This window comes from Granulibacter bethesdensis (assembly GCF_001889525.1).
In the GTDB taxonomy this organism is placed as follows: Bacteria; Pseudomonadota; Alphaproteobacteria; order Acetobacterales; family Acetobacteraceae; genus Granulibacter; species Granulibacter bethesdensis_C.
The window spans coordinates 781672-805750 of record NZ_CP018192.1 but is presented as its reverse complement, the minus strand read 5'-3'; the positions used below and the strand labels follow the sequence as shown (position 1 = coordinate 805750).

24 protein-coding genes and 1 tRNA gene are annotated in these 24079 nt (G+C 58.4%); 14 read left to right on the top strand and 11 right to left on the bottom strand.

Features of this window, described 5'->3' with window-relative positions; all coding sequences use genetic code 11:
- Window positions 1–19: 19 nt before the first annotated feature.
- On the bottom strand, window positions 20–1501 hold the full coding sequence (locus tag GbCGDNIH6_RS03645) for an NAD(P)-dependent oxidoreductase (RefSeq protein ID WP_072562873.1): 1482 nt from the start codon (window positions 1499–1501) through the stop codon (window positions 20–22).
- A gap of 267 nt (window positions 1502–1768) precedes the next feature.
- Window positions 1769–2773 (bottom strand): complex I NDUFA9 subunit family protein, encoded by a 1005-nt coding sequence (locus GbCGDNIH6_RS03640; protein WP_072562872.1) that lies wholly within the window; start codon window positions 2771–2773, stop codon window positions 1769–1771.
- 264 nt (window positions 2774–3037) lie between these two features.
- Between GbCGDNIH6_RS03640 and GbCGDNIH6_RS03635 the strand changes: the two genes are divergently transcribed.
- The 8 genes from GbCGDNIH6_RS03635 (at window position 3038) to hpf (ending at window position 10349) form a co-directional block, all read left to right on the top strand.
- Window positions 3038–3124, top strand: a tRNA-Leu gene (locus tag GbCGDNIH6_RS03635).
- Window positions 3125–3339: 215 nt separating this feature from the next.
- The gene (locus GbCGDNIH6_RS03630; RefSeq protein ID WP_072564319.1) at window positions 3340–3975 is read left to right on the top strand and encodes a ribonuclease D; all 636 of its coding nucleotides are present in this window, start codon (window positions 3340–3342) and stop codon (window positions 3973–3975) included.
- Between the two features lie 347 nt (window positions 3976–4322).
- Window positions 4323–5381 (top strand): KpsF/GutQ family sugar-phosphate isomerase, encoded by a 1059-nt coding sequence (locus GbCGDNIH6_RS03625; protein WP_095413432.1) that lies wholly within the window; start codon window positions 4323–4325, stop codon window positions 5379–5381.
- Entirely contained in the window at window positions 5381–6088 is a 708-nt protein-coding gene (gene lptC / locus GbCGDNIH6_RS03620) for an LPS export ABC transporter periplasmic protein LptC (protein WP_072562871.1), read from the top strand. Before GbCGDNIH6_RS03625 ends, lptC begins: the two co-directional genes overlap by 1 nt.
- Window positions 6085–7056 carry an LptA/OstA family protein gene (locus tag GbCGDNIH6_RS03615; protein ID WP_072562870.1) on the top strand — a complete coding sequence of 324 codons (972 nt, stop codon included), beginning with the start codon at window positions 6085–6087 and terminating at the stop codon, window positions 7054–7056. The genes lptC and GbCGDNIH6_RS03615 overlap by 4 nt, the downstream gene beginning before the upstream one ends.
- Window positions 7053–7895: an LPS export ABC transporter ATP-binding protein gene (gene lptB / locus GbCGDNIH6_RS03610; protein WP_232449950.1), complete on the top strand. Its 843-nt coding sequence runs from the start codon at window positions 7053–7055 to the stop codon at window positions 7893–7895. Before GbCGDNIH6_RS03615 ends, lptB begins: the two co-directional genes overlap by 4 nt.
- 149 nt (window positions 7896–8044) lie before the next feature.
- Window positions 8045–9622: an RNA polymerase factor sigma-54 gene (locus GbCGDNIH6_RS03605; RefSeq protein ID WP_072562869.1), complete on the top strand. Its 1578-nt coding sequence runs from the start codon at window positions 8045–8047 to the stop codon at window positions 9620–9622.
- A 121-nt stretch (window positions 9623–9743) separates the two neighbouring features.
- A complete protein-coding gene (gene hpf / locus GbCGDNIH6_RS03600) occupies window positions 9744–10349 on the top strand; it encodes a ribosome hibernation-promoting factor, HPF/YfiA family (protein WP_072562868.1) in 606 nt (201 codons plus the stop codon).
- 162 nt (window positions 10350–10511) lie between these two features.
- Here hpf and GbCGDNIH6_RS03595 read toward each other — a convergent pair whose 3' ends face one another.
- Together GbCGDNIH6_RS03595 and GbCGDNIH6_RS03590 are read right to left on the bottom strand one after the other, a co-directional pair.
- Window positions 10512–10787, bottom strand: a complete 276-nt coding sequence (locus GbCGDNIH6_RS03595; protein ID WP_011631401.1) for a DUF1150 family protein — start codon at window positions 10785–10787, stop codon at window positions 10512–10514.
- Between the two features lie 139 nt (window positions 10788–10926).
- Complete coding sequence (locus GbCGDNIH6_RS03590; protein ID WP_072562867.1) at window positions 10927–11382, bottom strand: Hsp20 family protein; 456 nt, start codon at window positions 11380–11382, stop codon at window positions 10927–10929.
- Between the two features lie 168 nt (window positions 11383–11550).
- Here GbCGDNIH6_RS03590 and def point away from each other — a divergent pair, with 168 nt between their 5' ends.
- Genes def through truA form a run of 3 tightly spaced genes read left to right on the top strand, consistent with a single transcriptional unit; the run spans window position 11551 to window position 13828 of the window.
- Entirely contained in the window at window positions 11551–12087 is a 537-nt protein-coding gene (gene def / locus GbCGDNIH6_RS03585; RefSeq protein ID WP_072564316.1) for a peptide deformylase, read from the top strand.
- Window positions 12088–12108: 21 nt separating this feature from the next.
- Complete coding sequence (gene fmt, locus GbCGDNIH6_RS03580) at window positions 12109–13029, top strand: methionyl-tRNA formyltransferase (protein WP_072564315.1); 921 nt, start codon at window positions 12109–12111, stop codon at window positions 13027–13029.
- Window positions 13016–13828, top strand: coding sequence for a tRNA pseudouridine(38-40) synthase TruA (gene truA / locus GbCGDNIH6_RS03575; RefSeq protein WP_072562866.1), 813 nt, complete (start codon window positions 13016–13018; stop codon window positions 13826–13828). Before fmt ends, truA begins: the two co-directional genes overlap by 14 nt.
- Here the strand turns inward: truA and GbCGDNIH6_RS03570 are convergent, their stop codons facing one another.
- The 4 genes from GbCGDNIH6_RS03570 to dapD form a co-directional block, all read right to left on the bottom strand.
- Window positions 13829–14350 carry a hypothetical protein gene (locus GbCGDNIH6_RS03570; RefSeq protein ID WP_072562865.1) on the bottom strand — a complete coding sequence of 174 codons (522 nt, stop codon included), beginning with the start codon at window positions 14348–14350 and terminating at the stop codon, window positions 13829–13831.
- 41 nt (window positions 14351–14391) lie between these two features.
- Window positions 14392–15033, bottom strand: a complete 642-nt coding sequence (locus tag GbCGDNIH6_RS03565) for a hypothetical protein (RefSeq protein WP_072562864.1) — start codon at window positions 15031–15033, stop codon at window positions 14392–14394.
- Window positions 15030–16181 carry a succinyl-diaminopimelate desuccinylase gene (gene dapE / locus GbCGDNIH6_RS03560; RefSeq protein ID WP_072564314.1) on the bottom strand — a complete coding sequence of 384 codons (1152 nt, stop codon included), beginning with the start codon at window positions 16179–16181 and terminating at the stop codon, window positions 15030–15032. The genes GbCGDNIH6_RS03565 and dapE overlap by 4 nt, the downstream gene beginning before the upstream one ends.
- A gap of 131 nt (window positions 16182–16312) precedes the next feature.
- Window positions 16313–17155 (bottom strand): 2,3,4,5-tetrahydropyridine-2,6-dicarboxylate N-succinyltransferase, encoded by an 843-nt coding sequence (gene dapD, locus GbCGDNIH6_RS03555; protein ID WP_072562863.1) that lies wholly within the window; start codon window positions 17153–17155, stop codon window positions 16313–16315.
- A 267-nt stretch (window positions 17156–17422) separates the two neighbouring features.
- Between dapD and dps the strand changes: the two genes are divergently transcribed.
- Both dps and parE read left to right on the top strand, forming a co-directional pair.
- Window positions 17423–17956 carry a DNA starvation/stationary phase protection protein Dps gene (gene dps / locus GbCGDNIH6_RS03550; protein ID WP_025286194.1) on the top strand — a complete coding sequence of 178 codons (534 nt, stop codon included), beginning with the start codon at window positions 17423–17425 and terminating at the stop codon, window positions 17954–17956.
- Between the two features lie 148 nt (window positions 17957–18104).
- Window positions 18105–20138 (top strand): DNA topoisomerase IV subunit B, encoded by a 2034-nt coding sequence (parE, locus tag GbCGDNIH6_RS03545; RefSeq protein ID WP_072562862.1) that lies wholly within the window; start codon window positions 18105–18107, stop codon window positions 20136–20138.
- Window positions 20139–20215: 77 nt separating this feature from the next.
- Here the strand turns inward: parE and GbCGDNIH6_RS03540 are convergent, their stop codons facing one another.
- From GbCGDNIH6_RS03540 to GbCGDNIH6_RS03530, 3 genes are all read right to left on the bottom strand, one after another.
- Window positions 20216–20485: an HU family DNA-binding protein gene (locus tag GbCGDNIH6_RS03540; protein WP_025286192.1), complete on the bottom strand. Its 270-nt coding sequence runs from the start codon at window positions 20483–20485 to the stop codon at window positions 20216–20218.
- A 147-nt stretch (window positions 20486–20632) separates the two neighbouring features.
- The gene (locus tag GbCGDNIH6_RS03535; RefSeq protein WP_072562861.1) at window positions 20633–22243 is read right to left on the bottom strand and encodes a tetratricopeptide repeat protein; all 1611 of its coding nucleotides are present in this window, start codon (window positions 22241–22243) and stop codon (window positions 20633–20635) included.
- On the bottom strand, window positions 22240–23250 hold the full coding sequence (locus tag GbCGDNIH6_RS03530; RefSeq protein WP_072562860.1) for a hydrogen peroxide-inducible genes activator: 1011 nt from the start codon (window positions 23248–23250) through the stop codon (window positions 22240–22242). The genes GbCGDNIH6_RS03535 and GbCGDNIH6_RS03530 overlap by 4 nt, the downstream gene beginning before the upstream one ends.
- 190 nt (window positions 23251–23440) lie before the next feature.
- On the opposite strand from GbCGDNIH6_RS03530, the gene GbCGDNIH6_RS03525 reads away from it, so the two are divergent.
- The gene (locus tag GbCGDNIH6_RS03525) at window positions 23441–23992 is read left to right on the top strand and encodes a peroxiredoxin (protein WP_072562859.1); all 552 of its coding nucleotides are present in this window, start codon (window positions 23441–23443) and stop codon (window positions 23990–23992) included.
- The last annotated feature ends 87 nt before the right edge of the window (window positions 23993–24079 follow it).

Genomic DNA, 24079 nt, shown 5'->3' with positions numbered 1-24079 from the left:
TCGCTGTTCATACGCCGTCTCATTCCGCCGCCGCCGGGACGCCCTGCGGCTCGCTCTCATGCTCTTTCAGGGTGGCAGGCGCCTTGCCCTGCAGGAAACGGTGCATCTCCGCCGCTGCATCACGGCCATCGCGCACCGCCCAGACGACAAGACTCGCGCCACGCACAATATCACCGGCCGCAAATACACCTGGCAAAGTAGTCATGAAGGTTTTGGGATCCACCTTCAGCGTGCCCCAGCGAGTTACCCCCAGCTCCGGCGTGCCGAACATCCCCGGCATATCTTCCGGATCGAAGCCGAGTGCCTTGATCACCAGATCGGCCGGGATGGTGTAATGGCTGCCCTCCAGTGGTTCCACTGACTGGCGACCGGACGCATCCGGCAGACCGAGATGCATCCGCACGGCCCGGACACCATTGACCTGATCCTCACCAAGGAATGCTTCCGGCGCGGAGAGCCATACGAATTCGACGCCCTCCTCCTCTGCATTTTTCACTTCCCGCATCGAGCCCGGCATGTTGGCTTTATCGCGGCGGTACAGACACTTTACCGATTTCGCACCCTGCCGGATGGAGGTGCGGACGCAATCCATCGCCGTATCACCGCCGCCGATGACAACGACATCCTTGCCAGCCGCATTCAGAACACCGTTGTCGAAATCCTCCACCTTGTCCCCAAGGCCAACGCGGTTGGAAGCGGTGAGGAAGGTCAGAGCGGGCACGATCCCCGGCAGGCCGGAGCCGGGGCCACCCAGTTCGCGGGACTTATACACACCTGTCGCCACCAGAACCGCATCATGCTTTTCCCGCAACAAGGCCATGGAAACCGCATCGGGACCGTTGCCGATCTCCACGCCGCAATGGAACACGACACCAGCGTCTTCCAGCAGCTTCCAGCGACGCAGCACGATGTCTTTTTCCAGCTTGAAGCCGGGGATCCCGTAGATCAGCAGACCGCCAACACGATCATAGCGATCATAGACATGCACCTGATAACCGAGCCGGCGCAGTTGCTCCGCCGCGGCCAGACCAGCCGGGCCAGCACCGATGATCGCCACAGACTGTTCAAGTTCATGAGGCGGACGTGGGGGCTTCACCCACCCTTTTTCCCACGCCGTGTCCGTGATGTAGCGTTCAACCGAGCCGATGGTGACCGAGTTGAAGTTCTTCTCAATCACGCAATTGCCTTCACACAGGCGATCCTGCGGGCAGATACGACCGCAAATCTCAGGGAAGTTGTTGGTGGCGCTGCTGACTTCGTATGCTTCCTCCAGCCGGCCTTCAGCGGTGAGTTTCAACCAGTCGGGGATGTTGTTGGAAAGCGGGCAATGGATTGAGCAGAACGGAACCCCGCACTGGCTGCACCGCGATGCCTGCTCTGCCGCCTGTTCAGGCTGGAAATCGGCATAGATCTCGTCGAAATCCTCCACGCGCTGCTCTGCCGCGCGTTTGTCGGGATAGGCCTGCGCACGACGGACGAACTGGAGCATGCGTTCAGCCATAAGCAATCTCCTCAAGGGGCGGCAGGCCAACCATGGGCATGGAAACGGCACAGCCTTTGCATGGGCGGTGTGGAGTCTGACGCGCAAGCGCGGCTATCCCGGCCGAAGGGGGTATTCGACCCGGGAAAGCTGCTTATAAACAAGGCTGCACCATTTGACGAGCCTATTTTTCAGTCATAGGTCAATAGGTATGACCAAATAATTTGTGATGCCTGATCTTAATCCAAAAAACCCCGGTTATGTTACTAAAAAAGGTCCATTTCGGACCTATTTAGAATGGGTGGTCTTTCTTACTCGTCGCGCTACCAGCCCGCCTACCCGATAGCGGGAGAGATAGTGGGGCACCACAAGATCAATCGGGGTTGGCACAATCCCCAACGTTTCCAGCGTCAGGGCCTGCGGCGATACGACACTGCCGGACCCGAGCATGGCAAGTTGATCAGTGGTCAGCGGACGGCCCGGCATTTTCTCCGCGATCATCGCCAATGCCATCGCCATCTTGTCGGGAATATCGATCAACGGCTTTTTCCGACCAATCATGGTCAGGATACGGTGTTGAATATCACGCATCGTCAGGACCTCTGGCCCGCCCAGTTCGATGACATTTCCAGCCGCCTGCATGGAAGCCGCCAGAATTGCACGGGCTACATCCTCCACATAGACGGGCTGCATCAGACTGTCGCCATAGATTACCGGCACAGCCGGCAAGCTCACCGCCATAGCGGCAAAGCGGTTGAAAAAATGATCCTCGGCCCCGAAAACAACGGACGGGCGCAGAATGGCGGCCTGTGGCACCGCAGAGCGCACAGCCTGTTCACCCTCTGCCTTGCTGCGTCCGTAGGCGGAGGGGCTGGCGGGATCAGCCCCCAGAGCCGATATATGCACAAAGGACAAAACGCCCGCACGGGCGGACAATGATGCAATCAGCCCGGCCGCCTGTACATGGACGCGCTGAAAATCTCCTTTCCGCGCTTCCGCCAGCAGTCCTACCAGATTGACTACCAGTGATGCCCCCTGCACTGCCCGGGCAATGCCGGCCTCTGCATCCGGGCTCCCCAGCGACACACCCAACGGCACGATCTGCCCGACACTCCCTGCGCTCTTCAGCTTCATAACCTGTTCAGGATCACGCACCGGAACCCGTATCTGATACCCCTCCCGCGCCAGCAGCCTGATTAACGACCGCCCCAGAAAGCCGGAACCTCCGAAAACCGTGGCGATCCGGCCGGCGATAGTGTCTTGCGTGAGCGGCGCCGATTCCGTGGTGGTCATGACTGAATTCTCCCTGATGAGCTTACGCCTCCCATCCCGTAACACGCACCGGAACCACGACAGAGACGACCTGGCCGTCTGGCGGAGCAGGGTTCGTGATTTTTCAGCGTTCCGCAACGCGCCTAACGCTTCAGGACGAGGGTTTTTCCATGACTGACAGATATCACGAGATGAGGTCTGTCACGTTTTTTTAAAAAACCTGTTCGGCAGTCATTGACGCCCTATGCTGCGGACGCTAAATGCCGCTCCACACAACGCCCCGATGCCCAGGTGGCGGAATTGGTAGACGCGCAGGTTTCAGGTACCTGTGGCCGCAAGGTCGTGGAAGTTCGAGTCTTCTCCTGGGCACCATCTTCCCTCGGTTATGAGGGAGACAGTCGTGATCCAATGACTGGCGTTGTCTCCATACACTGACATGACAGTTTGCCCGATGCAACGTTTTCCGTTGTCATCTCTTCATTTCGCTTATTCTTATCCGTCTGGCAGGATAACCCAAATGCAGCATGCTGCATTTCATCCCCCGTCTTTCATTCTTCGTAAGTCTCAGCCCGGTGATCACACAGTTCATGGCCGATAAAACCATTCATCTCCATCGGCACGACCTTCCCCCTTCATTGGATATCGGCCCCATTATCGCCATTGATACTGAAACGATGGGACTGAATCATCACCGGGACCGGCTATGCCTGATCCAGATTTCCGCCGGGGATGGTCATGCACACCTTGTGCAGATTGTGCCGGAGCGACTGGGCGGCAAAGGTGCCGACTGCCCCAATCTCAAACGGTTGCTCAGCAACCCCGCCTGCGTAAAGCTGATGCATTACGCACGGTTCGATGTCGGCATTTTGCAGAACGCATTGGGCATCACGATGTCCAACGTCAAATGTACCAAGATCGCCGCCAAGCTGGTTCGTACCTTTACGGATCGCCATGGACTGAAAGAGCTGTGCCGCGATCTTCTGGGGGTAGAGATCAGCAAACAGCAGCAGAGTTCCGATTGGGGCGCACCAGAACTGACGCCAGAGCAGATGGCCTATGCCGCCTCCGATGTGCTGTATCTGCATGCACTATGGAACCGGCTGGAAGGATTGCTGATCCGGGAGGATAGGCTTGCTCTGGCTGAAGCATGTTTTGCCTTTCTGCCTGCCAGAGCACGACTGGACTATCTGGGTTATGATGAGCCGGATATTTTTTCGCACTGAATGAAACAGGAAAAGATAACAGGATAATAGCAGAGGCGAGGCCACCGTATTTCTGACAAACTGTTATCCGATTTTCATGAAATGTCTGAATGCCTTATTGCGGATCGTAGCCCGGCGCCCTCTGGATCAAAGCAACTGCGGCATGGCCGTTGGTCAGTCTCTGTGGATCCCCAGCCTCGTGACGATATGTCACATAATCTGTTTCGCCAGTCTCTGGACTTTTACTTATGTTTGCCACCATTCGGGTTTCCGAGCATAAGATGACCAATCGGTCATTCCACTGCTGCCGTGCTGGTGCCATGCCACCGTGGCGTGAACATGATTCTGGATATGAGGATCGCCTTGTCATGACTGCGCAAACGGTCACCATGACCGTCGAGTCTGCTTCAAAACCTGCTTTTTCCGACACAGATAAAGCCAGGCTTGCCGTGGCCCGCGACGTACTGCTGACAGAGGCAGACGCGCTGAAGGTTCTGGCAGACGCACTGGACGAGCAATTTATGCACGCAGTGGAGATGATCGCTGCCAGCACGGGACGGGTCGTGGTCAGCGGAATCGGCAAGTCCGGGCATGTAGGGCGAAAAATTGCCGCCACCCTGTCCTCCACCGGCACCCCTGCCCTGTTCGTGCATCCGGCCGAGGCCTCCCATGGGGATCTCGGCATGATTGTGAATGGTGATATCGTACTGGCCCTGTCGAATTCCGGCGAGACATCGGAACTGGCCGATCTGGTGGCCCATACACGCCGTTTCGGCCTTCCCCTGATCGGCGTGACCGGTCGCTCCGGCAGTGCCCTGGCGCGAGCCGCCGATATTGTGTTGCTGCTTCCCCCGGTGGCAGAGGCATGCCCGATGGGCCTTGCCCCCACCACTTCCACCACCTTGCAAATGGCGCTCGGGGATGCGCTGGCCGTGGCGTTGCTCAAGCGACGTGGCTTCACCGCCCGGGATTTCGGCGCCTTTCATCCCGGTGGCCGTCTGGGGGCGCAATTACGAACCGTAGGCGATATCATGCGCAGCGGGGATGACATGCCACTCGTCCTCCCCGACATGCGGATGGATGAAGCGGTTCTGCTGATCAGCAGTAAAAGCCTGGGGTGCGTTGGAGTGGTGGATAAAGAAGGCAGGCTGATCGGCATTGTCACCGACGGCGATCTGCGACGGCATATGGCCCCTGATCTTTGGCAACGGCCGGTGGCAGACATCATGACCCGCGATCCGCGCACCATTGCCCCCTCCGTTCTGGCCGCCGAAGCCCTGCACACCATGACCGGCCCGGCCAGAAAAGACCTCCCAAACAGCGGCCAGACGGCACGGCCAATCAATACTTTATTCGTCGTCGACGAAACACATACCCCGATCGGGGTCGTTCATATTCATGACCTGTTACGCGCAGGAGTGGCTTAATGAATACCAGCCAACCCCTTACTATGCAGGACAAACCTCGCCTCACCCAGACCGCTCCGCTCAAAAGGGCCAAGGTGCCTTCCCCCCGAAGGATTGCGCAACGCCACCGCATGGTCATGGCTGTCAAATATCTTCTCCCAGCAACGGCCGCTCTGCTGTTGACGATGCTGGCAATCTGGCCGGAAATCGACCGGGAAGTTGATGCCGCCCGTGTCACCTATCGACGCCTTACGGCCACCGCTTCCAGCGGAACGCGGCTCACCGGCGCCACCTATCGCGGCGTGGATGAGCAGAACCGTCCCTATACCGTGACCGCGCATGCGGCCGAACAGGTTGATCAGGAACGGATCAATCTGGCCCAGCCAAAAGCAGACGCCACATTGCAGAACGGCAACTGGTTGATGGTGCAGTCAAAAAAAGGCACTTATCTGCAACATCTGGGTATGCTGGACATGACCGGTGACGTAACGTTGTACCGGGATGACGGGACAGTCATGACATCCCAGACGGCCTCCCTCAACATGCATCATGGCGCCGTTTCCTCCAGCGACAAGGTCAGCGTCGAAGGTCCGTTTGGCACACTTGATGCCAGCCATGGCTTCACCTTACTGGATCGGGGCAATACCATGCAGTTTCATGGCCCTTCCCGAATGGTCCTTAATGCGGCCAGACCAACCGGCACCACGCAGGCGAAAACAGCCCCATGACCATTCGTGCGGTTCTTCTGACCACCGCGCTGGCAATCGGCCTGCCCGGCATCGCCTTGGCCCAGAGTCTTGACCTGTCTCATGGCGGGCCGGTGCAGGTCACGGCGCAAGATGGAATCGACTGGAGGCAGCAGGAAAAGGAAGTGGTGGCCCGCGGCAATGCCGTGGCAATCCGTGACAATGTGACGGTCCGCGCCGATACGCTGATCGCCCATTACAGAAAAAAAGAAACCCCCGATCAGAAGCCTGCTAGCCCCACGCCCGCCAAAACCTCTGCCAATCCGGCCGATGAGAGCGGTGCCAACGAGATTTATCGGCTTGAAGCGGTCGGCAACGTTCACATCTACACCGACACTGATCAGGCCTGGGGCGATCGTGCGATCTACGACATGGACCAGGCCATTCTGCTGTTGACCGGGAAGAAGCTTAAACTCACGACGCCACAGGATGTGCTGACTGCCCGCGATAGTCTGGAATATTGGGCGCAAAAGCGCATGTCCGTTGCGCGCGGCGACGCCGTGCTGACAACCAACGATGGTAAACGCATCAAGGCTGATACCTTGGTAGGCTACAGCACAGAGCAATCCTCGGATGCGAAAACCGCCCCACAGCCTAAACCTACTGCCCAGGATGCGAAAAAAAGCACTGATCCCGCTTCTGCGGCTGGCAAGCTCCAGCGCGCTGAGGCCTACGGCAATGTCGAGATCCGCACCCCTACGGAGACAGCTTATGGCGATCGCGGCGTCTATGTGCCGGATACCGGCATTGCCCGTCTGATCGGCCATGTGCGCATCACTCGCGGCCAGAATCAGGTCAATGGAGCTGCTGCGGATGTGAATTTGAAGACGGGCATTTCAACCCTGCTCTCTGCCCGGGACAGTCGCGTGCAAGGCATGATCGTCCCCAGTGAAACGGGCAGTGAAAAGCCCGCATCCTCAGCAGCGCCCAAAAAAGACAAGACGCGATGAGCATGAACGAGCAACCTTCCACCTCCAGCCTTGCCGCAGAACCCACTTCCGCCTCCGGACACGATCACGGGGCGCAGGGGAGCGGATACAAAGCAAGGGTCGATCCAGCTAAAATCACGCATGGGCTTGCGGCCATCGGTGTTGGCAAGACCTACAAGAAACGCCCTGTCGTGCGGAACGTCTCGGTCTTCGTCCAGCGCGGCGAGGCTGTGGGGCTGCTGGGGCCGAATGGGGCTGGCAAAACCACCACCTTCTATATGATCGTCGGCCTCGTGCGACCTGATACCGGCTCGATCCAGCTTGATGGCAGCGATATTACCGGCCTGCCCATGTATCGGCGTGCCTGTCTGGGCATCGGCTATCTCCCGCAGGAAGCCAGCATCTTTCGTGGGCTGAATGTCGAGCAGAACATCATGGCCGCTCTGGAGGTTGTCGAAAGCAACCGCACGACCCGCGAGCATATGCTCGCGGAGCTGTTGTCCGAGTTTGGCATCGGCCATCTGCGGCGTACCCCCGCCCTGGCCCTGTCAGGCGGAGAACGACGCCGACTGGAAATTGCCCGTGCCCTGGCGACCCAACCTGGCTATATCCTGCTGGATGAGCCGCTTGCAGGCATTGATCCCATCGCGGTGGGCGAAATCCGTGACCTGGTCGGTCATCTGAAGCAACGCGGCATTGGCGTGTTGATCACGGACCACAATGTGCGTGAAACTTTGGAAGTCATTGATCGCGCCTATATCCTGCATGGGGGACAGTTGCTGATGGAAGGCGCACCCTATGAGGTGGTGCAGCATGAAGGCGTCCGCCGCGTCTATCTGGGTGAAAGTTTCTCTCTCTGATCTGATCGCGTATCCGCTTCGGAAGAGAGCCTCTTCGGCAGGGTGACATTTTCGCCGCGTCGAATGCAAATCTCAGGCCATCTTCTTGGCAGCCCGGACAATCTTGCGATATTTTGATATCGTTCTGTTCGGGAAAAGGCATTCGCCGCATGGCGCTTGGCTCAGCTTACGGTACGGGCATCGGCCCTCGGCTTGATCTTCGCCAGTCCCAGTCTCTGGTGATGACGCCACAGCTGCGTCAAGCTATCAAGCTGCTCCAGTTCAATAATATGGAAGTAGCCGCTTTTATCGAGGAAGAACTGGAGCGCAATCCCTTGCTGGAGCGCGATGAAAGCACGGAACTGATACAGGAACGACCAGCCCTCGATCAGACTGGACCGGAACCGGATTTTCTCGATAGCGCCGAAGCCGCCAGTTCAGACCAGTTGATACCCGATGGCGGGGTCCTGGATATCGATCCCGGCTCCCTCTACGACGATCCAGGAGAAACCACGTCTTTTCTCTCCGGCCAATCAACCAGCAACCGCACGAATTCTTTCGATAACAGCCCGTTCGACGTCATCAGCCAGCGGCTTGAATACCGGCCCAGCCTGAGGGAGCAACTGGCCGAACAACTGCGTCTGTGTTTTGCAAGCCCACAGGACCGTCTGATCGGTGCACATCTGATAGCCCAGCTTGATGCGGCGGGCCGACTGAGCATGCCTCCCGCCGCGATTGCCAGGGCCCTGAACTGCCCACTGCCTCATCTGGAAAGCATTCGCACGGCGATGCGCTATTTCGATCCGCCGGGACTGTTCTGTCTGGATCTGAAAGAGTGTCTGACAACACAGTTACAGGCCTTCAACCGCTATGACCCTGCCATGGCCATTCTGCTGGAGCATCTCGATCTACTGGCCCAGCGGAATCACAGGCGATTGATGAGCCTGTGCAGGGTAGATGCGGAAGATCTGGCAGGCATGATCGACGATATTAAACGCTGTAACCCCAAACCGGGTGCCGGTTTCGACTCCGACCTGCCACAGACCATCATCCCGGACGTGCTGATGTCCCGCCGCCCCGCCACTGCCCGCGATGAGGATGACGATCCGCTCTCCTCCCCGCTGTTGCTTGATGTCGCGATTGCCGGCGACTGGCTGATTGAGCTGAATCCAGAAACCATGCCCCGCGTGCTGGTGAATATGGGCGGCCTTACCAGATTCGCACGCCGGTCTATGAGCCGGGATGATCGCTCCTTTATCAAGGATAAATTAAATACGGCTCACTGGCTGGTGAAATCTCTGCAACAAAGGTCGCAGACCATTCTGCGCGTATCGGCGGAGATCGTCCGACAGCAGCAGGCTTTTTTCCGCCATGGCGTCAGTCATCTCAAACCCCTGATCCTACGCGATATTGCAGAGGCGGTGGACATGCATGAAAGCACCGTGAGCCGTGTCACCGCGAATAAATACATCGCCACCCCTCGCGGAACGCTGGAATTGAAATATTTCTTCACCACCGCCATCAGCGGCGCAGACGGGGAGAATTTCAGTGCGGAAGCCATTCGCCACCGGATCAGAACGCTGATCGATCAGGAGCCGGCCAGCGATGTTCTCTCCGATGACGCCCTGGTCACACATTTGAAACAGGAGGGTATAGACATCGCCCGCAGAACAGTGGCCAAATACCGGGAAGCGTTGCGCATCCCCAGTTCGGTGCAGCGCAAAAGGGAGAAAGCGATACTGGCCTGATTGGGTTGATTGCTATTTCTTGAGGCGGAACACATCCGACCACGGTTTCGCCAGCCCATTGGCCAGAACTCGCCAATTCCAGAGACGGAACTGGAGACACTGGCTGATCGAGGTTAGAAACATGCATATTACGGTTTCCGGCAAGCAGATCGATCTTTCCGACGCCCTGCAGGAGCGCGTTGCCAGTCAGCTCGATACCATCAGCCGAAAATACTTCGATCAGGCACTGGAGGCTCAGGTCACCTTCAGCCGCCTGCGCAGTTTTTTCATCTGTGATATCAATCTGCATGCAGGACGAGGCTTGGTCCTGCGTGGCGAAGGCGAAGCCGCTGACGCAAATGGTGCTTTCGATGATGCCGCCGAACATATTGCCAAACGCCTGCGCCGTTATCGCCGCCGTATGAACGCACATGCGCGGGATATGACTCATCGCAAAAAACCCGAGCTGGCGCGTGAATACATTCTGCGCGAGGAAGACGAGAGCGCTGTTCCAGACGCTCTGGCCAAGCATGATGACGCTCTTTCAGAAACCTACGCCACAGTGGTTGCCGAGGCCCCCACCGACATCAACATCCTTTCGGTACGGGATGCCGTGATGCATATGGACCTTGCGGATCAGCCGGTTATGATGTTCCGTAACAGCGCCACTGGTACTCTCAACGTTGTCTACCGACGTACGGATGGGCATGTCGGCTGGATTGATACGCAATCGGGCAACCCCGGCTGAATATATTCTTTCCTACACTCATGAAGATGCCCCGCGTCAGACGCGGGGCTTTTTTCATCAACACGCCAGATCAAATCACGGCACCATGTGCATGCAAAAGGGCGCCCTGGCAGGAGCGCCCTTTTTTTAAATCGGATTGAAAATCAATCCGATGGAGTATGGTCAATGAATGTAAGCCGGCACCATATCGTGATCCTGAATGGCTTCAACAGCCGCAGCGCATTCATCTGCCAATGCCATTGCGGTTCCATCCGCCGCATGGATCGCAAAGAGAGAATTTCCATCGACAATGACAGGCTTGATATAGGCAACCTGGGAAACGCCGAGCATGGCGAATTCCTTGGGTGAAATACGGCGAATATCGAACATGCCAGTGGCGTCCGACATCATGGAATCTGCCGGAATATCACGGCTGGGACGAAAGCTAGGATGAGCCATTTGAATGCTCCTGAATATTCTGCCAACACAGCAGCCTGATCAGTCAATCCGATTTAAAGACATTTTGCACGGAATCATTTTTTCAACCAACTGTACAGTAAATAAAATAGTTGGTTTTCAAGATAATTCCGGATCCCCTTTATTGTCCGTTCGAAATACGCTCGACAATGGGGGCAACGGGTGTGCTGGGACTACGGATAGGAATGGTGCGGATTTTTGTCTCCGGCTGAGGCCTCGCAATGTCAATATGCAGCAACCCGTTATCCATCCACGCACCTTTAATTTCAATTCCCTCGGCGAGCACGAAGGCACGCTGGAACTGTCTGGCAGCGATGCCGCGATGCAGGAAAACCCGGCCCTGACTATCATCGGCCTGACGCCCGCGAATGACGAGCTGGTTATCCTCCTGTGTGATCTGCAACTCGTCCATGCTGAAGCCGGCCACGGCAAGGGTGATACGGAGCTCTGACTGGCTGAACTGCTCGATATTATAGGGAGGATAGCCGTCTGACGTGTTTTTGGACGCACGTTCCAGCATTTGTTCCAGATGATCGAACCCCAGAAACATGGGGGAAGTAAACAGTCGGGTTGACACAATGGCCTCCTCTGAAGTGAGCGAAGCATTAAAAGCAGCCCATTACGGCACTGCCCGCCGATAGTATGTCGGCAGGACGAGGCTCTCTTGCAAGAGGTAACTTTTTTCCAAGGCTTACCAGCAGGACCAAGCTTGCCGAGAGGGGTATGGCATCGCTACATCATCTTCATGTCAGAGACCCGCACGGCAGAGCTGCTGCCCATCCTTATTGCTCCGCACAAGACGCTGAAAACACGCGCCCGCCTCGTCACGGCCGGAGACGCCTCTCTCATACGTGATCTGGTGCCACGCATGTTCGCGACGATGTACAAAGCTCCCGGCATCGGCCTTGCCGCACCGCAGATTGATAGTCTGTTACGGCTGGCAGTGGTGGATGTGTCCCCGGATGATCAGAAAGCGCCGCTGGTGCTGATCAATCCGGAAATCATTGCCCGCAGCGAGGAAATGGCCACCCGTGAAGAAGGATGCCTGTCGCTGCCCAACCAGTATGCGGATGTCACCCGCCCGGCGCGAATCAAGCTGCGCTATGAGGATCTGGATGGCAGCAGACGAGAAATGGAGGCTGACGACCTCCTCGCCACCTGCATCCAGCATGAGATCGACCATCTGGACGGCATCCTGTTCGTAGATCATCTCTCCACTCTGAAACGCAACATGTTGATGCGCCGCCTTGCCAAGGAGCAGCGCCAGAACAGCGGGGGCTGAGTCAGCGCCATGGCGGAACGCCTGACCCTCGCATTCATGGGCAGTCCGGATTTCTCGGTCCCCGCATTGCATGCCCTGCATCAAGCCGGACACCATATTGCCGCCGTCTATACTCAGCCCCCACGTCCGGCAGGGCGGGGCCACCGTTTGACCCTCTGCCCGGTGCATCGCGCAGCGGAGGCGCTCGGGCTGGAAGTCCGCCACCCGTCACGGCTGAAGAACGAAGCTGATGAGCATGAGGCTTTCCGGGCGCTGAACCTTGATGCTGCGGTGGTGGCGGCCTACGGGTTGATCCTGCCACAGGCGATGCTGGATACGCCGCAGCGGGGCTGCCTGAACATTCATGCCAGCCTGCTGCCGCGCTGGCGTGGCGCCTCCCCGATACAGAGCGCTATTCTCGCGGGCGACACCGAAAGCGGCGTTACCATCATGCGCATGGAAGAAGGCCTCGACACCGGTCCGATGCTGCTGAAGCGCGCAGTATCGATCACCGAAACCACAACCACCCCAGAACTGCATGATGCCCTTGCAACAGCGGGAGCCGAAGCGATCCTGCATGTGCTGGAGACCCAGCCGAACGGAGAAAGTCAGGATGATGCTCTTGCCTGCTATGCCCCCAAGCTGAGCCGCGCTGATGGCTTGCTGGACTGGTCCCAGCCTGCCGCCGTGCTGGCCAGGCGCGTGCGGGCGCTCAATCCATGGCCGGGAACATTCAGTGGTGGTCTCAAGATTCTCGCAGCTCATGCAATAGCAAATGTCTCCGGCTTACCCGGCACCGTGATCAGCAACGGAGATCACACCCTGCTGATCGCCTGTGGGGATGGTGCGCTTTGCCTCGACAAGGTGCAGAAACCGGGCCGCCCGGCACTGGATGCCGCCGCGTTCCTGCGGGGCCACAAACTGCCGACGGGCACCAGGCTGGATGAGCATGGGTTTTCCTGACCCCCAACCCGGCTGGACCCGCTACGCGCTGCGGATCGAGTATGACGGCACACCCTTTATCGGCTGGCAGCGACAGGGCACGGATGACAGCGCAATGGCTCAAGGACGGGCTGTTTCCGTGCAATGGGTGCTGGAACAGGCCGCTGCCCGACTGGCGCGGGGGGAAGCCGTCTCCAGTATTGTGGCGGGCCGAACCGATGCGGGGGTGCATGCAAAGGCTCAGGTTGCGCAGATCGACCTTCCCACCCCCTTCCACCCTGAGCGCGTGCGGGAAGCGCTGAACTTCCACATGAAGCCTTATCCGGTGGCGGTTCTGGAGGCTGCTTACGCACCCGACGGCTGGAATGCCCGTTTTTCAGCGATTGGCCGCTCCTATCGTTATTTGATTCTCAACCGGCGTGCGCGGCCAGCCCTGATGGAAGGACGCGTCTGGCATGTGGCCCAGCCACTGGATGCCGATGCCATGGATCGAGCAGCCAAGCATCTGCTGGGGCGTCACGATTTTACCTCGTTCCGTGCCGCAGCCTGTCAGGCCAAAAGCCCGCTGCGTACGCTGGACCGGCTGGATGTGCGCCGGGATGGTGATCTCATCACGATCATCACAGAAGCCCGCAGCTTTTTGCATCATCAGGTACGCAACATGGTGGGAACATTGAAACTGGTCGGCGATGGACGCTGGAAAGCAGAGCATGTTGCCGCCGCGCTCGCCGCGCGTGACCGCACCAAAGCCGGACCAACCGCACCACCGGACGGGCTGGCCCTGACCGGGGTGGTCTATGAACAGGATCCGTTTCTGTAATCAGCCGGGCGCCATAGCCACAAGGCCGACAGACAGCATTGTATCCAGCGCCACGAGCCCGGCGGCTGCCAGTCCTGACAGGGCCAGAGTATTGCGGGTCGCGAACCACTCGATCCAAAGCGCCCAGCCACTGAAGCAGAGCGCAGCCAACTGTATGAGCAAAGACGGCCCGTGCAGAAGCTGCGGCACATAGCTGATGGCCGTCATGATATACTGGATCAGAAACACCCAGTTGATGACTATAACGAAACGCGGCCATTGTGCCTGCCGCTCCGCCACGCCCGCCAGTTCGTAGGACAGGGCCAGATAACCCAGCCATGCCAATGCCAGCAGCAGCACATGCATCGCCAACATATGCCCTGTCGAAATACCCGGCGGGAGCGTGACGGCTCCTGACCTCACATCATACAGCCTGAGCAATCCACCGATAACCAGACAAAACGGTAACGCCGCAAAACTGACCAACAGTTCCCCCCAACAGACCGGACGGGTAACCGTGTCAGAACCATGCCCTACTGCCATGCCACATGCTATCCGGGCCGGAAGCAGGCAATTCCAACCGCTCACCCTGCTTTCTCCGCATGAGCAGGCGCGTGATGCGGAGGGTGCATCATGCGGGATAGCTGCGTCGGGCCAAATGCCAGCACCGCAGTACAGAGATTGGTCAGAACAATCAGGAGGATAATACGCAGGGCGGAGATATTCAGACTCACCCGCGCCAGAAAACATTGCAGGGCGATACCGTAAACGGCCAGCAGCATCACCAGCACAGCCACGGCATCTTCCTGCTGCAATCCGGCACTGACCATCACCTGCGCCGCGAGCAACAGAAGCATGCCCGCGAATAATGCGATCCACTGGCTCCAGATCAGCACGGTTGCATACAGCCCCCATTCCTGCCGCCTGTTCCAGAAATACGCCAGAATGTCCGACACCAGCAGAGGGGTCAGCAGCAAAACGATGCTTTGCAGCAGATAAACAAGTCCCGCTTGGCTTGCGTGATTGAACATCAGCAGCAGGGACACCGCCAGAGCGCAACCGATGACGGGAGCCAGAGCACCGAGCAGGGCTTCGATCCCTGATCCGAAATCACTCAAGCCACGCCGGTCAAAACGCGCCAATCGCACCAGGCCACGCAGCACGATACGCTGACGCGACTCTCCGGAGGGTGCGTCACCTTGCCTGAAACGGTTCGGGCCGTTCATGCGCCGTCCTTTCCGAGATAGAAATCCAGCAGGGCTTCATAAATTCTGGTCAAATCCCGCAGATCCTGCACCGCAACTGCCTCGTCCCGCTGATGCATGGTGGCCCCGACCAGACCGAACTCCACGACAGGGCACAGATGAGTAATGAACCGCGCATCCGATGTCCCTCCCCCCGTATCCAGCCGGGGCGACAGGCCGGTAATGCGCTGGATCGCCATCCGCAACGCTGCGATACCATGGCTGGCGCCGGGGCGGGGATCGCGATCAGGGTCCGTAACGAAAGCCTCACCGGAAATAGCGATATCGATCACCGCATCCGGCGCATGATCCTGCGCGATTCCGCGCAGCCATCTCGCCAGGTCATCACCGCGATGCAACGGATTGAAGCGGATATTCAACCGTGCCTGGGCCTGCTCCGGAATGACATTGGTGGCTGGATTACCGACATCCACCGTCGTCAGTTGCAATGAAGAAGGCTCAAACCCCTCCATGCCGTCATCCAGCCGCGTGGTGGTCAGGGCGTGCAGTGCCGCCACCAGCCGGGGCAGAGGGTTATCGGCCCGATGCGGATAGGCGACATGACCCTGCCGTCCGCGCACAGTCAGCGTGGCATTCAGACTGCCGCGCCTGCCGATCTTGATGACCTCACCAAGACGACCCGGATTGGTCGGCTCCCCCACCACGCAGAAATCCGGGATTTCTCCGGCCTGCCGCATCCAATCGAGTACGCGCACGGTGCCATCAGTGGCAACCCCCTCCTCATCCCCGGTGATCAGCAGGCTGATCGTGCCGGGATGATCCGGACAGGCAGCACAGGCGGCGACGAAGCTGGCGATCGCGCCTTTCATGTCGCAGGCACCACGGCCAATCAGAACACCGTCATGCACCTCGCCGGCGAAGGCATCCACGCTCCATGGTGCATCACCGAGCGGCACGACATCCGTATGCCCGGCAAAGCAGAGATGCGGGCCGGACCCTGTGCCGACCCGTTTGGCATAGAAATTGGCAATATCCCCGAATGGCAACGGGGTCACCGTAAAGCCCTGCGCCGTCAGAGCTTCTGCCAGCACGGACTGCGCCCCTGCATCAAGCGGCGTGACGGAGGGACAACGCATCAGCGCCTGTGCCAGCGCCAAAGGATCAGACATCAGAGGATCGGGCAAAGGAACAGGCACAGGGTTAACCTTCTTCATCCTCTCTCGGCATTATGGCCAAGCCGCATCCAGTCCCGTTACGAGATAAACGCAACAGGACCGGAAGCAAATTTACCAGCCACGTATCAGGCGCGCAGCAGTTCGTTGATCGAGGTCTTGGAACGGGTGCGCTCATCCACCCGCTTCACGATCACCGCACAGGCCAGAGAAGGACCGGGCGTGCCATCCGGCAGCGGCTTGCCGGGAAGGGAGCCGGGAACAACCACAGAATAGGCTGGAACCCGGCCATACAGAACCTCACCAGTCGCACGGTCGATGATCTTGGTGGACGCGCCGATAAACACGCCCATCGAAATCACGCTGCCTTGCTCCACAACCACGCCTTCCGCAACCTCGGACCGGGCGCCGATGAACACGTTGTCCTCAATCACCACCGGACCGGCCTGCAACGGCTCCAGCACGCCACCGATGCCGGTGCCGCCACTGATATGGCAGTTTTTGCCCACCTGGGCACAGCTTCCGACCGTTGCCCAGGTATCGATCATCGTGCCGCTGTCGACATAGGCGCCGACATTCACGAAGCTCGGCATCAGCACGACGCCCGGCGCGATATACGCACTGCGGCGCACGACTGCGCCAGGGACGACACGGAAACCGCCCTGAGCGAAGCGAGCCTGATCCCAGCCTTCGAACTTCAGCGGCACCTTGTCATAGGAGGCCACCGGACCGAATCCCGGAGCCGGGGTAGAATCGGTCAGACGGAAAGACAGCAGCACCGCCTTCTTCAGCCACTGATTGACCGCCCAGCCACCCTCTGTCTTCGGCTCCGCCACGCGCGCCTGGCCGGAATCGAGCAAACGCAGAGCTTCTTCGACCGCGTCCCGTGCCTCACCTGTCGTAGCGGAGGACAGACCCTCCCGGTTTTCCCAAAGGCGATCAATACTGTCACGCAGGCTGTCGATGCTCATTCCCGTCTCCCCGGCTTGTCATTCAGTCATGTTCCGGGCCGGACCATGCTCAGGGCATGCCCGCCCTGTCAACGCACCATCATCGTCCTGACTGTCAGAAAACCGCGGCCAAGGTCCGTACTCCGCTGCCTTTATTCTCATAGGAGCCTTACGCAGGGCGGGAATGTCGAAACCAAAGGGAAACGCTTATCCTGTCCCTCGCGTTGGGCACAAAACGCCTTCCAGCCCGGAAGGCCGTAACCCGCACCCAGCATTGAGGAGAGAGGCATGCCGGATTCCAATATCACGAAGGCGAAAAGCCACGCCGCCCCGACTCACAAAAATCACGTCGACCTTCAGTCCAATGCTCGCAAAGTCTCTATCGAGCTGCTGAACGCTCGTCTGGCGGATGCCATTGATACCGCGCTGATCCTGAAACAGGCTCATTGGAACATCAAAGGTCCGCAATTCATCGGCGTACATGAACTGCTTGATACCCTGCGTACCCAGGTGGATGATCTGGTAGACAAATTCGCTGAACGCGTCGCAGCCCTCGGCGGCACCGCCTTTGGCACCCTTCAGACAGTCAGCGCCGCAACCTCCCTGCCTCCCTATCCAACGGATATCTATACGATCAAAGATCACGTGGTCGCGCTGGTAGAACGGTTCGGTCTGCTGGCCAATGCGGTCCGTAAAAATATCGACGATACCGATGAAGCCGGTGATGCGGGCACCTCCGACCTGTTCACCGAAGCTTCCCGCGCCTTCGACAAATCTCTCTGGTTCCTGGAAGCCCATATTCAGGAGCCAAGCGGCTTCTGATCGGATCCCGAGTCGGCGCTGAAGGCAGTTTCCGGCTGATCAGAGCACCGGGGGCGGCAACGTCCCCGGTTTTGCTGCTGACCATACCACGCTTGCTCCACCTGCCACGGATCGTTAAACGACATAGGCAGCGGCACGGGAACACACCATGAACGATCTTTTTGGCGGCGCGAAATCCCCCCCTTCATCTCAACACGCCGCAAAGCAGCGGACGGAGATGAACGAGGATGATTACTCCGCCAAGGATATCGAGGTTCTGGAGGGTCTGGAGCCAGTTCGTCGCCGTCCCGGCATGTATATCGGTGGCACGGATGAAAACGCCCTGCATCACCTTGTTGCCGAAATTCTGGATAACGCGATGGACGAAGCCGTAGCAGGACATGCCACGGTCATTGATCTGGCGCTCGATCCCGGCAACACCGTCACCGTCCGGGATAACGGGCGTGGTATTCCGATCGATCCACATCCGAAATTCAAAAATCTCAGTGCTCTGGAAGTCATTTTGACGACCTTGCACTCCGGCGGAAAATTCGCTGGCAAGGCATATGCTACCTCCGGCGGCCTGCATGGGGTCGGCAGCTCCGTGGTCAATGCGCTGTCGGCAACGATGGAAGTCGAGGTCGCCCGTAACCGGGTGCTGTGGCGGCAAAGCTATGCACGCGGCAAGCCAATGACGCCGTTGATCGAGGTCGGCGCCACCCCGAACCGTCGGGGGACGCAAATTCGCTTTACACCGGACGAAGAGATTTTCGGCCGCCTGAGCTTCTCGCCAGCACGGCTTTACAGGTTGTGCCGGTCCAAAGCCTATCTGTTCCGTGGTGTACAAATCCGCTGGAAATGCGATCCATCCCTGCTGAAAAACACCGGCAAAGAAGACATTCCCGCCGAAGCGACCCTGCATTTTCCCGGTGGCCTCCGTGACAGTCTCGCTGATGATATTGGCGAGACATCGCTCGCCATCCCCCAGATCTGGTCCGGCGAAGCCGATATGAAGGGAGATGGCCAAAAGGAAACCCAGGCCGGCGGGCGGGTCGAATGGGCGCTGGCCTGGCTGGATGGTGAAGATGGCTTTGTTCACTCCTACTGCAACACGGTTCCGACCCCGCTTGGCGGCACACACGAGCAGGGATTTCGCGCGGCACTGCTGAAAGGATTACGTGCATGGGGAGAACAGCGCGGCAATAAACGCGCAGCCGCCATTACCGCGGAAGATATTATGGGATCTCTGGCGGCCAAGCTGTCAGCCTTTGTGCGGGAACCACAGTTTCAGGGCCAGACCAAGGAAAAGCTGACCAGCCCGGAAGCGGTACGACTGGTTGAATCCGCGATGCGGGACCGCTTCGATCATTTCATGGCCGGCGATCCGGCCGGAGCGGATAATCTTCTGGCTTACGTCATTGAACGGGCGGAAGAGCGTATCCGCCGACGCGAACAGAAAGATACGCCTCGCAAATCAGCCACAAGACGGCTGCGTCTGCCCGGCAAACTGGCTGACTGTTCCAGCGAAAATGCCGCCGAAACCGAACTGTTTCTGGTTGAGGGTGACAGTGCGGGTGGATCAGCCAAGCAGGCTCGCCGGCGTGAAACACAGGCCGTGCTGCCTCTGCGCGGCAAAATTCTCAACGTCGCCAGCGCATCTGCCGACAAGTTACGACAGAATCAGGAACTTAAGGATCTGATCGAGGCGCTTGGCTGTGGGGTCGGGGAACGGTTTGACATTGCGAGGCTCCGTTATGGCCGCGTGATCATTATGACGGATGCCGATGTCGATGGCGCGCATATCGCCAGTCTGTTAATGACGTTTTTCTACCGGGAATTGCCGGAACTGGTCCGTCGTGGACACATCTATCTGGCACAGCCGCCGCTATACCGTCTGACGCAAGGAGCCACCTCCCGCTATGCAATGGATGATGCGGAACTCAACAGGCTCATGAAATCGGGCTTCAAGAAAACCGGAAAAATCGAAGTCAGCCGCTTCAAGGGTCTCGGCGAAATGCCACCGGCCATTCTGAAGGATACGACCATGGATCCCGCACGCCGGGTTCTACTGAAAGTTCTGACACCACCGGAAGATCGGGTACGGACGGGGGAACTGGTGGAAAGCCTGATGGGCAAGAAACCAGAGCTGCGGTTTCAATTTATTCAGGACAACGCCCCCCGCGCAGGCGATCTGGATATTTGAGGCCTCAGAACAAAAAAAACAGAACACCAGACTACATCACAAAAACGGCCGCTGTCTCAGCGGCCGTTTTGCTTCAGTCAGACGGATTTTTTCAGGTTCGGAGAAGCCTTGAAACGAACTGTCTTTCCAGCCTTGACCTTGATCTGCTCCCCTGTCCTCGGATTCAGACCCTTGCGCGCCTTGGTCTTCCTGACAGTAAAGGTGCCGAAGCTCGGCAGTGTAAACTTGCCGTTCTTCTTCATCTCCTTCACGATCGCCGTGATAAGATCGTTCGCCGTGCGGTTTGCCGCCACCCCAGTCAGCTCAGCGCTGTCCTGAATAACCTGGGCAATAAAAGCCTTAGACATCAAAATCCCCTTATTTGTCGCAAGCGTTGGCAAAACGCCCGTGAGGCCGATCATGTTTCTAGTGATCGAGAATCGCTTTTCGCTTCTAGTCAAAGCTTTTCTGCTTTGCCAGCATCAGTGAAAAAATAAATAACGATTTTATAAGGATTATTGCAGCGATAACACGCGCAATGTGTTGTGCAGGCACCGAACAGGCTCCTGCCAGTCCATCGGGGTGGTTTGGCGGAACAGCTGCATCGACGGATACCATCGCGTTTTCAACCCGCCGGTTTCAGTCTTCGTCTCAACGGCCATCAATTCACAGGGGTCTGACCAGCGCCAGCAATGATCCATCCGATCAAGCATCAGCACCGGCACTCCCAATGCACCTGCAAGATGAGCAATGGATGTGTCCACAGTCACCAGTGCATCAAGCATACTCAGAATAGCAGCGCTGTCAGCAAAATCCCTGATCTGACCAGTAATATCAGGAGCAAAGCGAAAAGCATGCTTCTCCTGCGCCTGAATAGATGGAGGCCCCATCTGTAGATTGACGAAAACCATATCCGGAATGTCTGCCAGCAATGCCATATCCTGCAAAGACATGCTGCGACGTCGATCAATGGCGGTTGCATCAGGATGATTGCGTGAGGCTCCGGCCCAGACCAGACCGATCCGCCCACGCGCCGGGCGGGGAGGGAGCAGCGCTCGCCAGTGCCGGACACGCGATTCCGAAACCGCAAGATATGGTTCGTGCATCGGAACAAAAGCGGCATCCAGCAGATAAGGCAAACTCATCATCGGCACATGACGGTCAAAAGCGGGCGCAATGCCATCCATACCCGCCACGCTTTCCACCCCCGCCACTGTCTCCGCCACTGTCACCAGTTCAGGAGGCACAAACAGCCGCACCCGTGCGCCACGGGCCGCAAGGAGAGGAATATAGCGGAGAAACTGGATGGTATCGCCAAAACCCTGCTCAGAAACGACCAGGATGCGCACACCATCCAGCCCGGATCGGCATTCTTCTTTCCGCAACAGAGAAGAAACCGGAAACATGAGGCGATCTCCGATTGCCAGCCGGGCTTCGTAATCAGCCCATCCCTCCGCATAACGGCCTGCTTTCAACAGGGTCAAAGCCCGGTTCATCCGCATGCGTGGATCGTTGGGGGCACAGGCGGCCGCCCGGTCATGAGCCTGCTGAGCAGCCGGAAAGTCTTTCAGCGCTGTCAGAATATTCGCCAGATTGGTCCATCCGGCGGCATGGTTCGGCTCCAGACTGGTGGCACGCTTCATCGCCTCCCCTGCTGCGGGCAGAGCGTTACGCCCTGCCAGCAGCAGGGCATAAGCACGCAGGATGGCAGCTTCTCCGGCTGGTTCTTTGATGGTCTCCTGTGTCAGAAACTGCACCAGACGGGCTTCAGCCGCCTGTTTACGGCCTCGCAATTCCAGCCATTCCGCGTGAAAAATGGCAAGGTTTGCATCCTCAGACGCATGCTCCCCTGCAGCAATAAGCAGTGCCTCCATGGCGTCGTCACGGCCATGCATCAATCCGGCAAGATCACGAAATGGATGAGCCGCCCATGGATGAGTACGGGCCACGCTCAACAGAAGCTCCAGCGATTCAGCTTTTTCTTCCCGTACTGCCAGAGCCAGCCCCAGCAATAGACGAGCCTGATCGGCAGGGGCCGTCCCGTTTGCCAGTATGCGGCGACAGATGGTTTCACATAGAGCGGCCTGTCCCGACCGCAGAGCGATCAAAGCCTGTTGCAGACTCAAAACCCTGCCGCCTCCCGCAGCAGCGATGCCATACCGAGATAATCGGCACCACGCGGTGCATTATGCCGCCAGGCGAGCCCCAGCTCCCGCCATGCGCCATCCCCTTCAAGCGGTCGCAGCACCAACGAGGTACCTGCCATCACCCCGGCATCCACCGCGATTTGCGGGAGCAATGTGATGCCCAGCCCGCCTGCCACCATCTGCACCAGCGTATGCAGGCTGGTCGCCGCGAACTGGTCAGCCAGCCCATCTCCGGTCTGGATGTCGCGGCTGCGTGTTGCGACACTCCTGACAGGACCAGCCTCACTTCCCTCCTTATGGGCACTTTCCTCCTCACTGGCATTTTTCTCATACGCCATCAGCAGCCCGCAGACGGCCAGCGCGTGCTCGCGCAGGCAGTGTCCGTCTTCCAGCAGCAACAAATTCTCCATGCTGAGGGCTTCGATAGGAATAACCTCCCGCTCCGCCAGCCTGTGCCCCTGTGGCAGGGCAACCAGAAACGAATCCCTCCCGATCACCACTGTATCCATTCCCCGGCAGTCGCAGGGCATCGCCAGCAACAGCAGGTCCAGCCGTCCATCCCGCAGCCTCGCCACCAGACGGTCAGTGGTATCTTCCCGCAGATAGAGCCTAAGGTTGGGATATTCCCGCCGCAGGGCCGGCATCAGACGCGGCAGCAGAAACGGCCCGATCGTTGGAATCACCCCCACCCTCAGCGGTCCACTCATCGGTGCTCGGGCGGCAGAAGCAGCCTCCGACATCGCTTCCAGCGCATGCATGGCATCCCGGGCACGCTCCACCAGATCCCGTCCCAGCGCCGTAAAAATCACACGTTTTCCGCCCACACGGTCGAGAATCTGCACATCCAGCTGCCGCTCCAGCGCCAGAATACCAGCCGACAAGGTGGATTGCGTGACCGCACAAGCCTGAGCCGCCCGACCGAAATGCTGGTATTCGGCCAATGCCATCAGATACCGGAGCTGTTGGGGAGTGGGCAGGGGCGTCATCGTTTCATTCGATCAAAAATTCAGGAATTATTCATTGGCGTGGAATTCCGGGGCCGCTTATCGTGCAGTGCAGCATCAAAACGCCCCTTTTGTGCAACGTTATCGCTGTGGCCTTACTCCCGCAGCAACGTCGCCTTATATAGGGGCGCGACGTGCCTGTCATAACGACTTCGTATGAAGGATATTCTGCATGCTCTCAGTGGGCGATAAATTTCCGTCTTTCAAGCTGACCGCCGTCAAGCCGGGTAAGGAAGGTCTGGATCTGAAGGATCCGTTCTTCGAGGTGACGGAGAACAGTGCCGAAGGCAAATGGAAGGTCGTTTTCTTCTGGCCGAAGGATTTTACCTTTGTCTGCCCGACCGAGATCGTTGCTTTCGCCAAGCTGAACAGCGATTTCGCCGATCGTGACGCCGTGCTGTATGGCGTCTCCACCGACAATGAGTTCGTTCACGTCAACTGGCGCCTGCACCACGATGATCTTCGTGAGCTGCAGATCCCCATGGTCTCCGACATCCGGCGTGAGCTGTCGGAAGCGCTCGGCATTCTGGATCGGGCGGAAGGCGTCGCTCAACGCGCGACCTTTATCGTCGATCCGCAAAACATCATCCGCTTTGCCTATGTGACCGACCTGTCCGTCGGCCGCAACCCGGCGGAAGTGCTCCGCGTCCTTGATGCGTTGCAGAGCGATGAGCTTTGCCCGTGCAATTGGTCCAAAGGCGACGAGTTCATCAAAGTCGGCTGAAGCAGCCCCTGGCCTGCACCGCCTTCATCTGACGCTTTCGGCTCGGGTGAAGGCTGGTGGTCTCGCAGCGGCCCGGCCCCCTGCCGG

Bases quoted from the DNA above. Each gene is read 5' to 3' on its own strand.
- GbCGDNIH6_RS03645 (WP_072562873.1), bottom strand. From the start codon at position 1,501: ATGGCTGAACGCATGCTCCAGTTCGTCCGTCGTGCGCAGGCCTATCCC.
- GbCGDNIH6_RS03640 (WP_072562872.1), bottom strand. From the start codon at position 2,773: ATGACCACCACGGAATCGGCGCCGCTCACGCAAGACACTATCGCCGGC.
- GbCGDNIH6_RS03630 (WP_072564319.1), top strand. From the start codon at position 3,340: ATGGCCGATAAAACCATTCATCTCCATCGGCACGACCTTCCCCCTTCA.
- GbCGDNIH6_RS03625 (WP_095413432.1), top strand. From the start codon at position 4,323: ATGACTGCGCAAACGGTCACCATGACCGTCGAGTCTGCTTCAAAACCT.
- lptC (WP_072562871.1), top strand. From the start codon at position 5,381: ATGAATACCAGCCAACCCCTTACTATGCAGGACAAACCTCGCCTCACC.
- GbCGDNIH6_RS03615 (WP_072562870.1), top strand. From the start codon at position 6,085: ATGACCATTCGTGCGGTTCTTCTGACCACCGCGCTGGCAATCGGCCTG.
- lptB (WP_232449950.1), top strand. From the start codon at position 7,053: ATGAGCATGAACGAGCAACCTTCCACCTCCAGCCTTGCCGCAGAACCC.
- GbCGDNIH6_RS03605 (WP_072562869.1), top strand. From the start codon at position 8,045: ATGGCGCTTGGCTCAGCTTACGGTACGGGCATCGGCCCTCGGCTTGAT.
- hpf (WP_072562868.1), top strand. From the start codon at position 9,744: ATGCATATTACGGTTTCCGGCAAGCAGATCGATCTTTCCGACGCCCTG.
- GbCGDNIH6_RS03595 (WP_011631401.1), bottom strand. From the start codon at position 10,787: ATGGCTCATCCTAGCTTTCGTCCCAGCCGTGATATTCCGGCAGATTCC.
- def (WP_072564316.1), top strand. From the start codon at position 11,551: ATGTCAGAGACCCGCACGGCAGAGCTGCTGCCCATCCTTATTGCTCCG.
- truA (WP_072562866.1), top strand. From the start codon at position 13,016: ATGGGTTTTCCTGACCCCCAACCCGGCTGGACCCGCTACGCGCTGCGG.
- GbCGDNIH6_RS03570 (WP_072562865.1), bottom strand. From the start codon at position 14,350: ATGGCAGTAGGGCATGGTTCTGACACGGTTACCCGTCCGGTCTGTTGG.
- GbCGDNIH6_RS03565 (WP_072562864.1), bottom strand. From the start codon at position 15,033: ATGAACGGCCCGAACCGTTTCAGGCAAGGTGACGCACCCTCCGGAGAG.
- dapE (WP_072564314.1), bottom strand. From the start codon at position 16,181: ATGTCTGATCCTTTGGCGCTGGCACAGGCGCTGATGCGTTGTCCCTCC.
- dapD (WP_072562863.1), bottom strand. From the start codon at position 17,155: ATGAGCATCGACAGCCTGCGTGACAGTATTGATCGCCTTTGGGAAAAC.
- dps (WP_025286194.1), top strand. From the start codon at position 17,423: ATGCCGGATTCCAATATCACGAAGGCGAAAAGCCACGCCGCCCCGACT.
- parE (WP_072562862.1), top strand. From the start codon at position 18,105: ATGAACGATCTTTTTGGCGGCGCGAAATCCCCCCCTTCATCTCAACAC.
- GbCGDNIH6_RS03540 (WP_025286192.1), bottom strand. From the start codon at position 20,485: ATGTCTAAGGCTTTTATTGCCCAGGTTATTCAGGACAGCGCTGAGCTG.
- GbCGDNIH6_RS03530 (WP_072562860.1), bottom strand. From the start codon at position 23,250: ATGACGCCCCTGCCCACTCCCCAACAGCTCCGGTATCTGATGGCATTG.
- GbCGDNIH6_RS03525 (WP_072562859.1), top strand. From the start codon at position 23,441: ATGCTCTCAGTGGGCGATAAATTTCCGTCTTTCAAGCTGACCGCCGTC.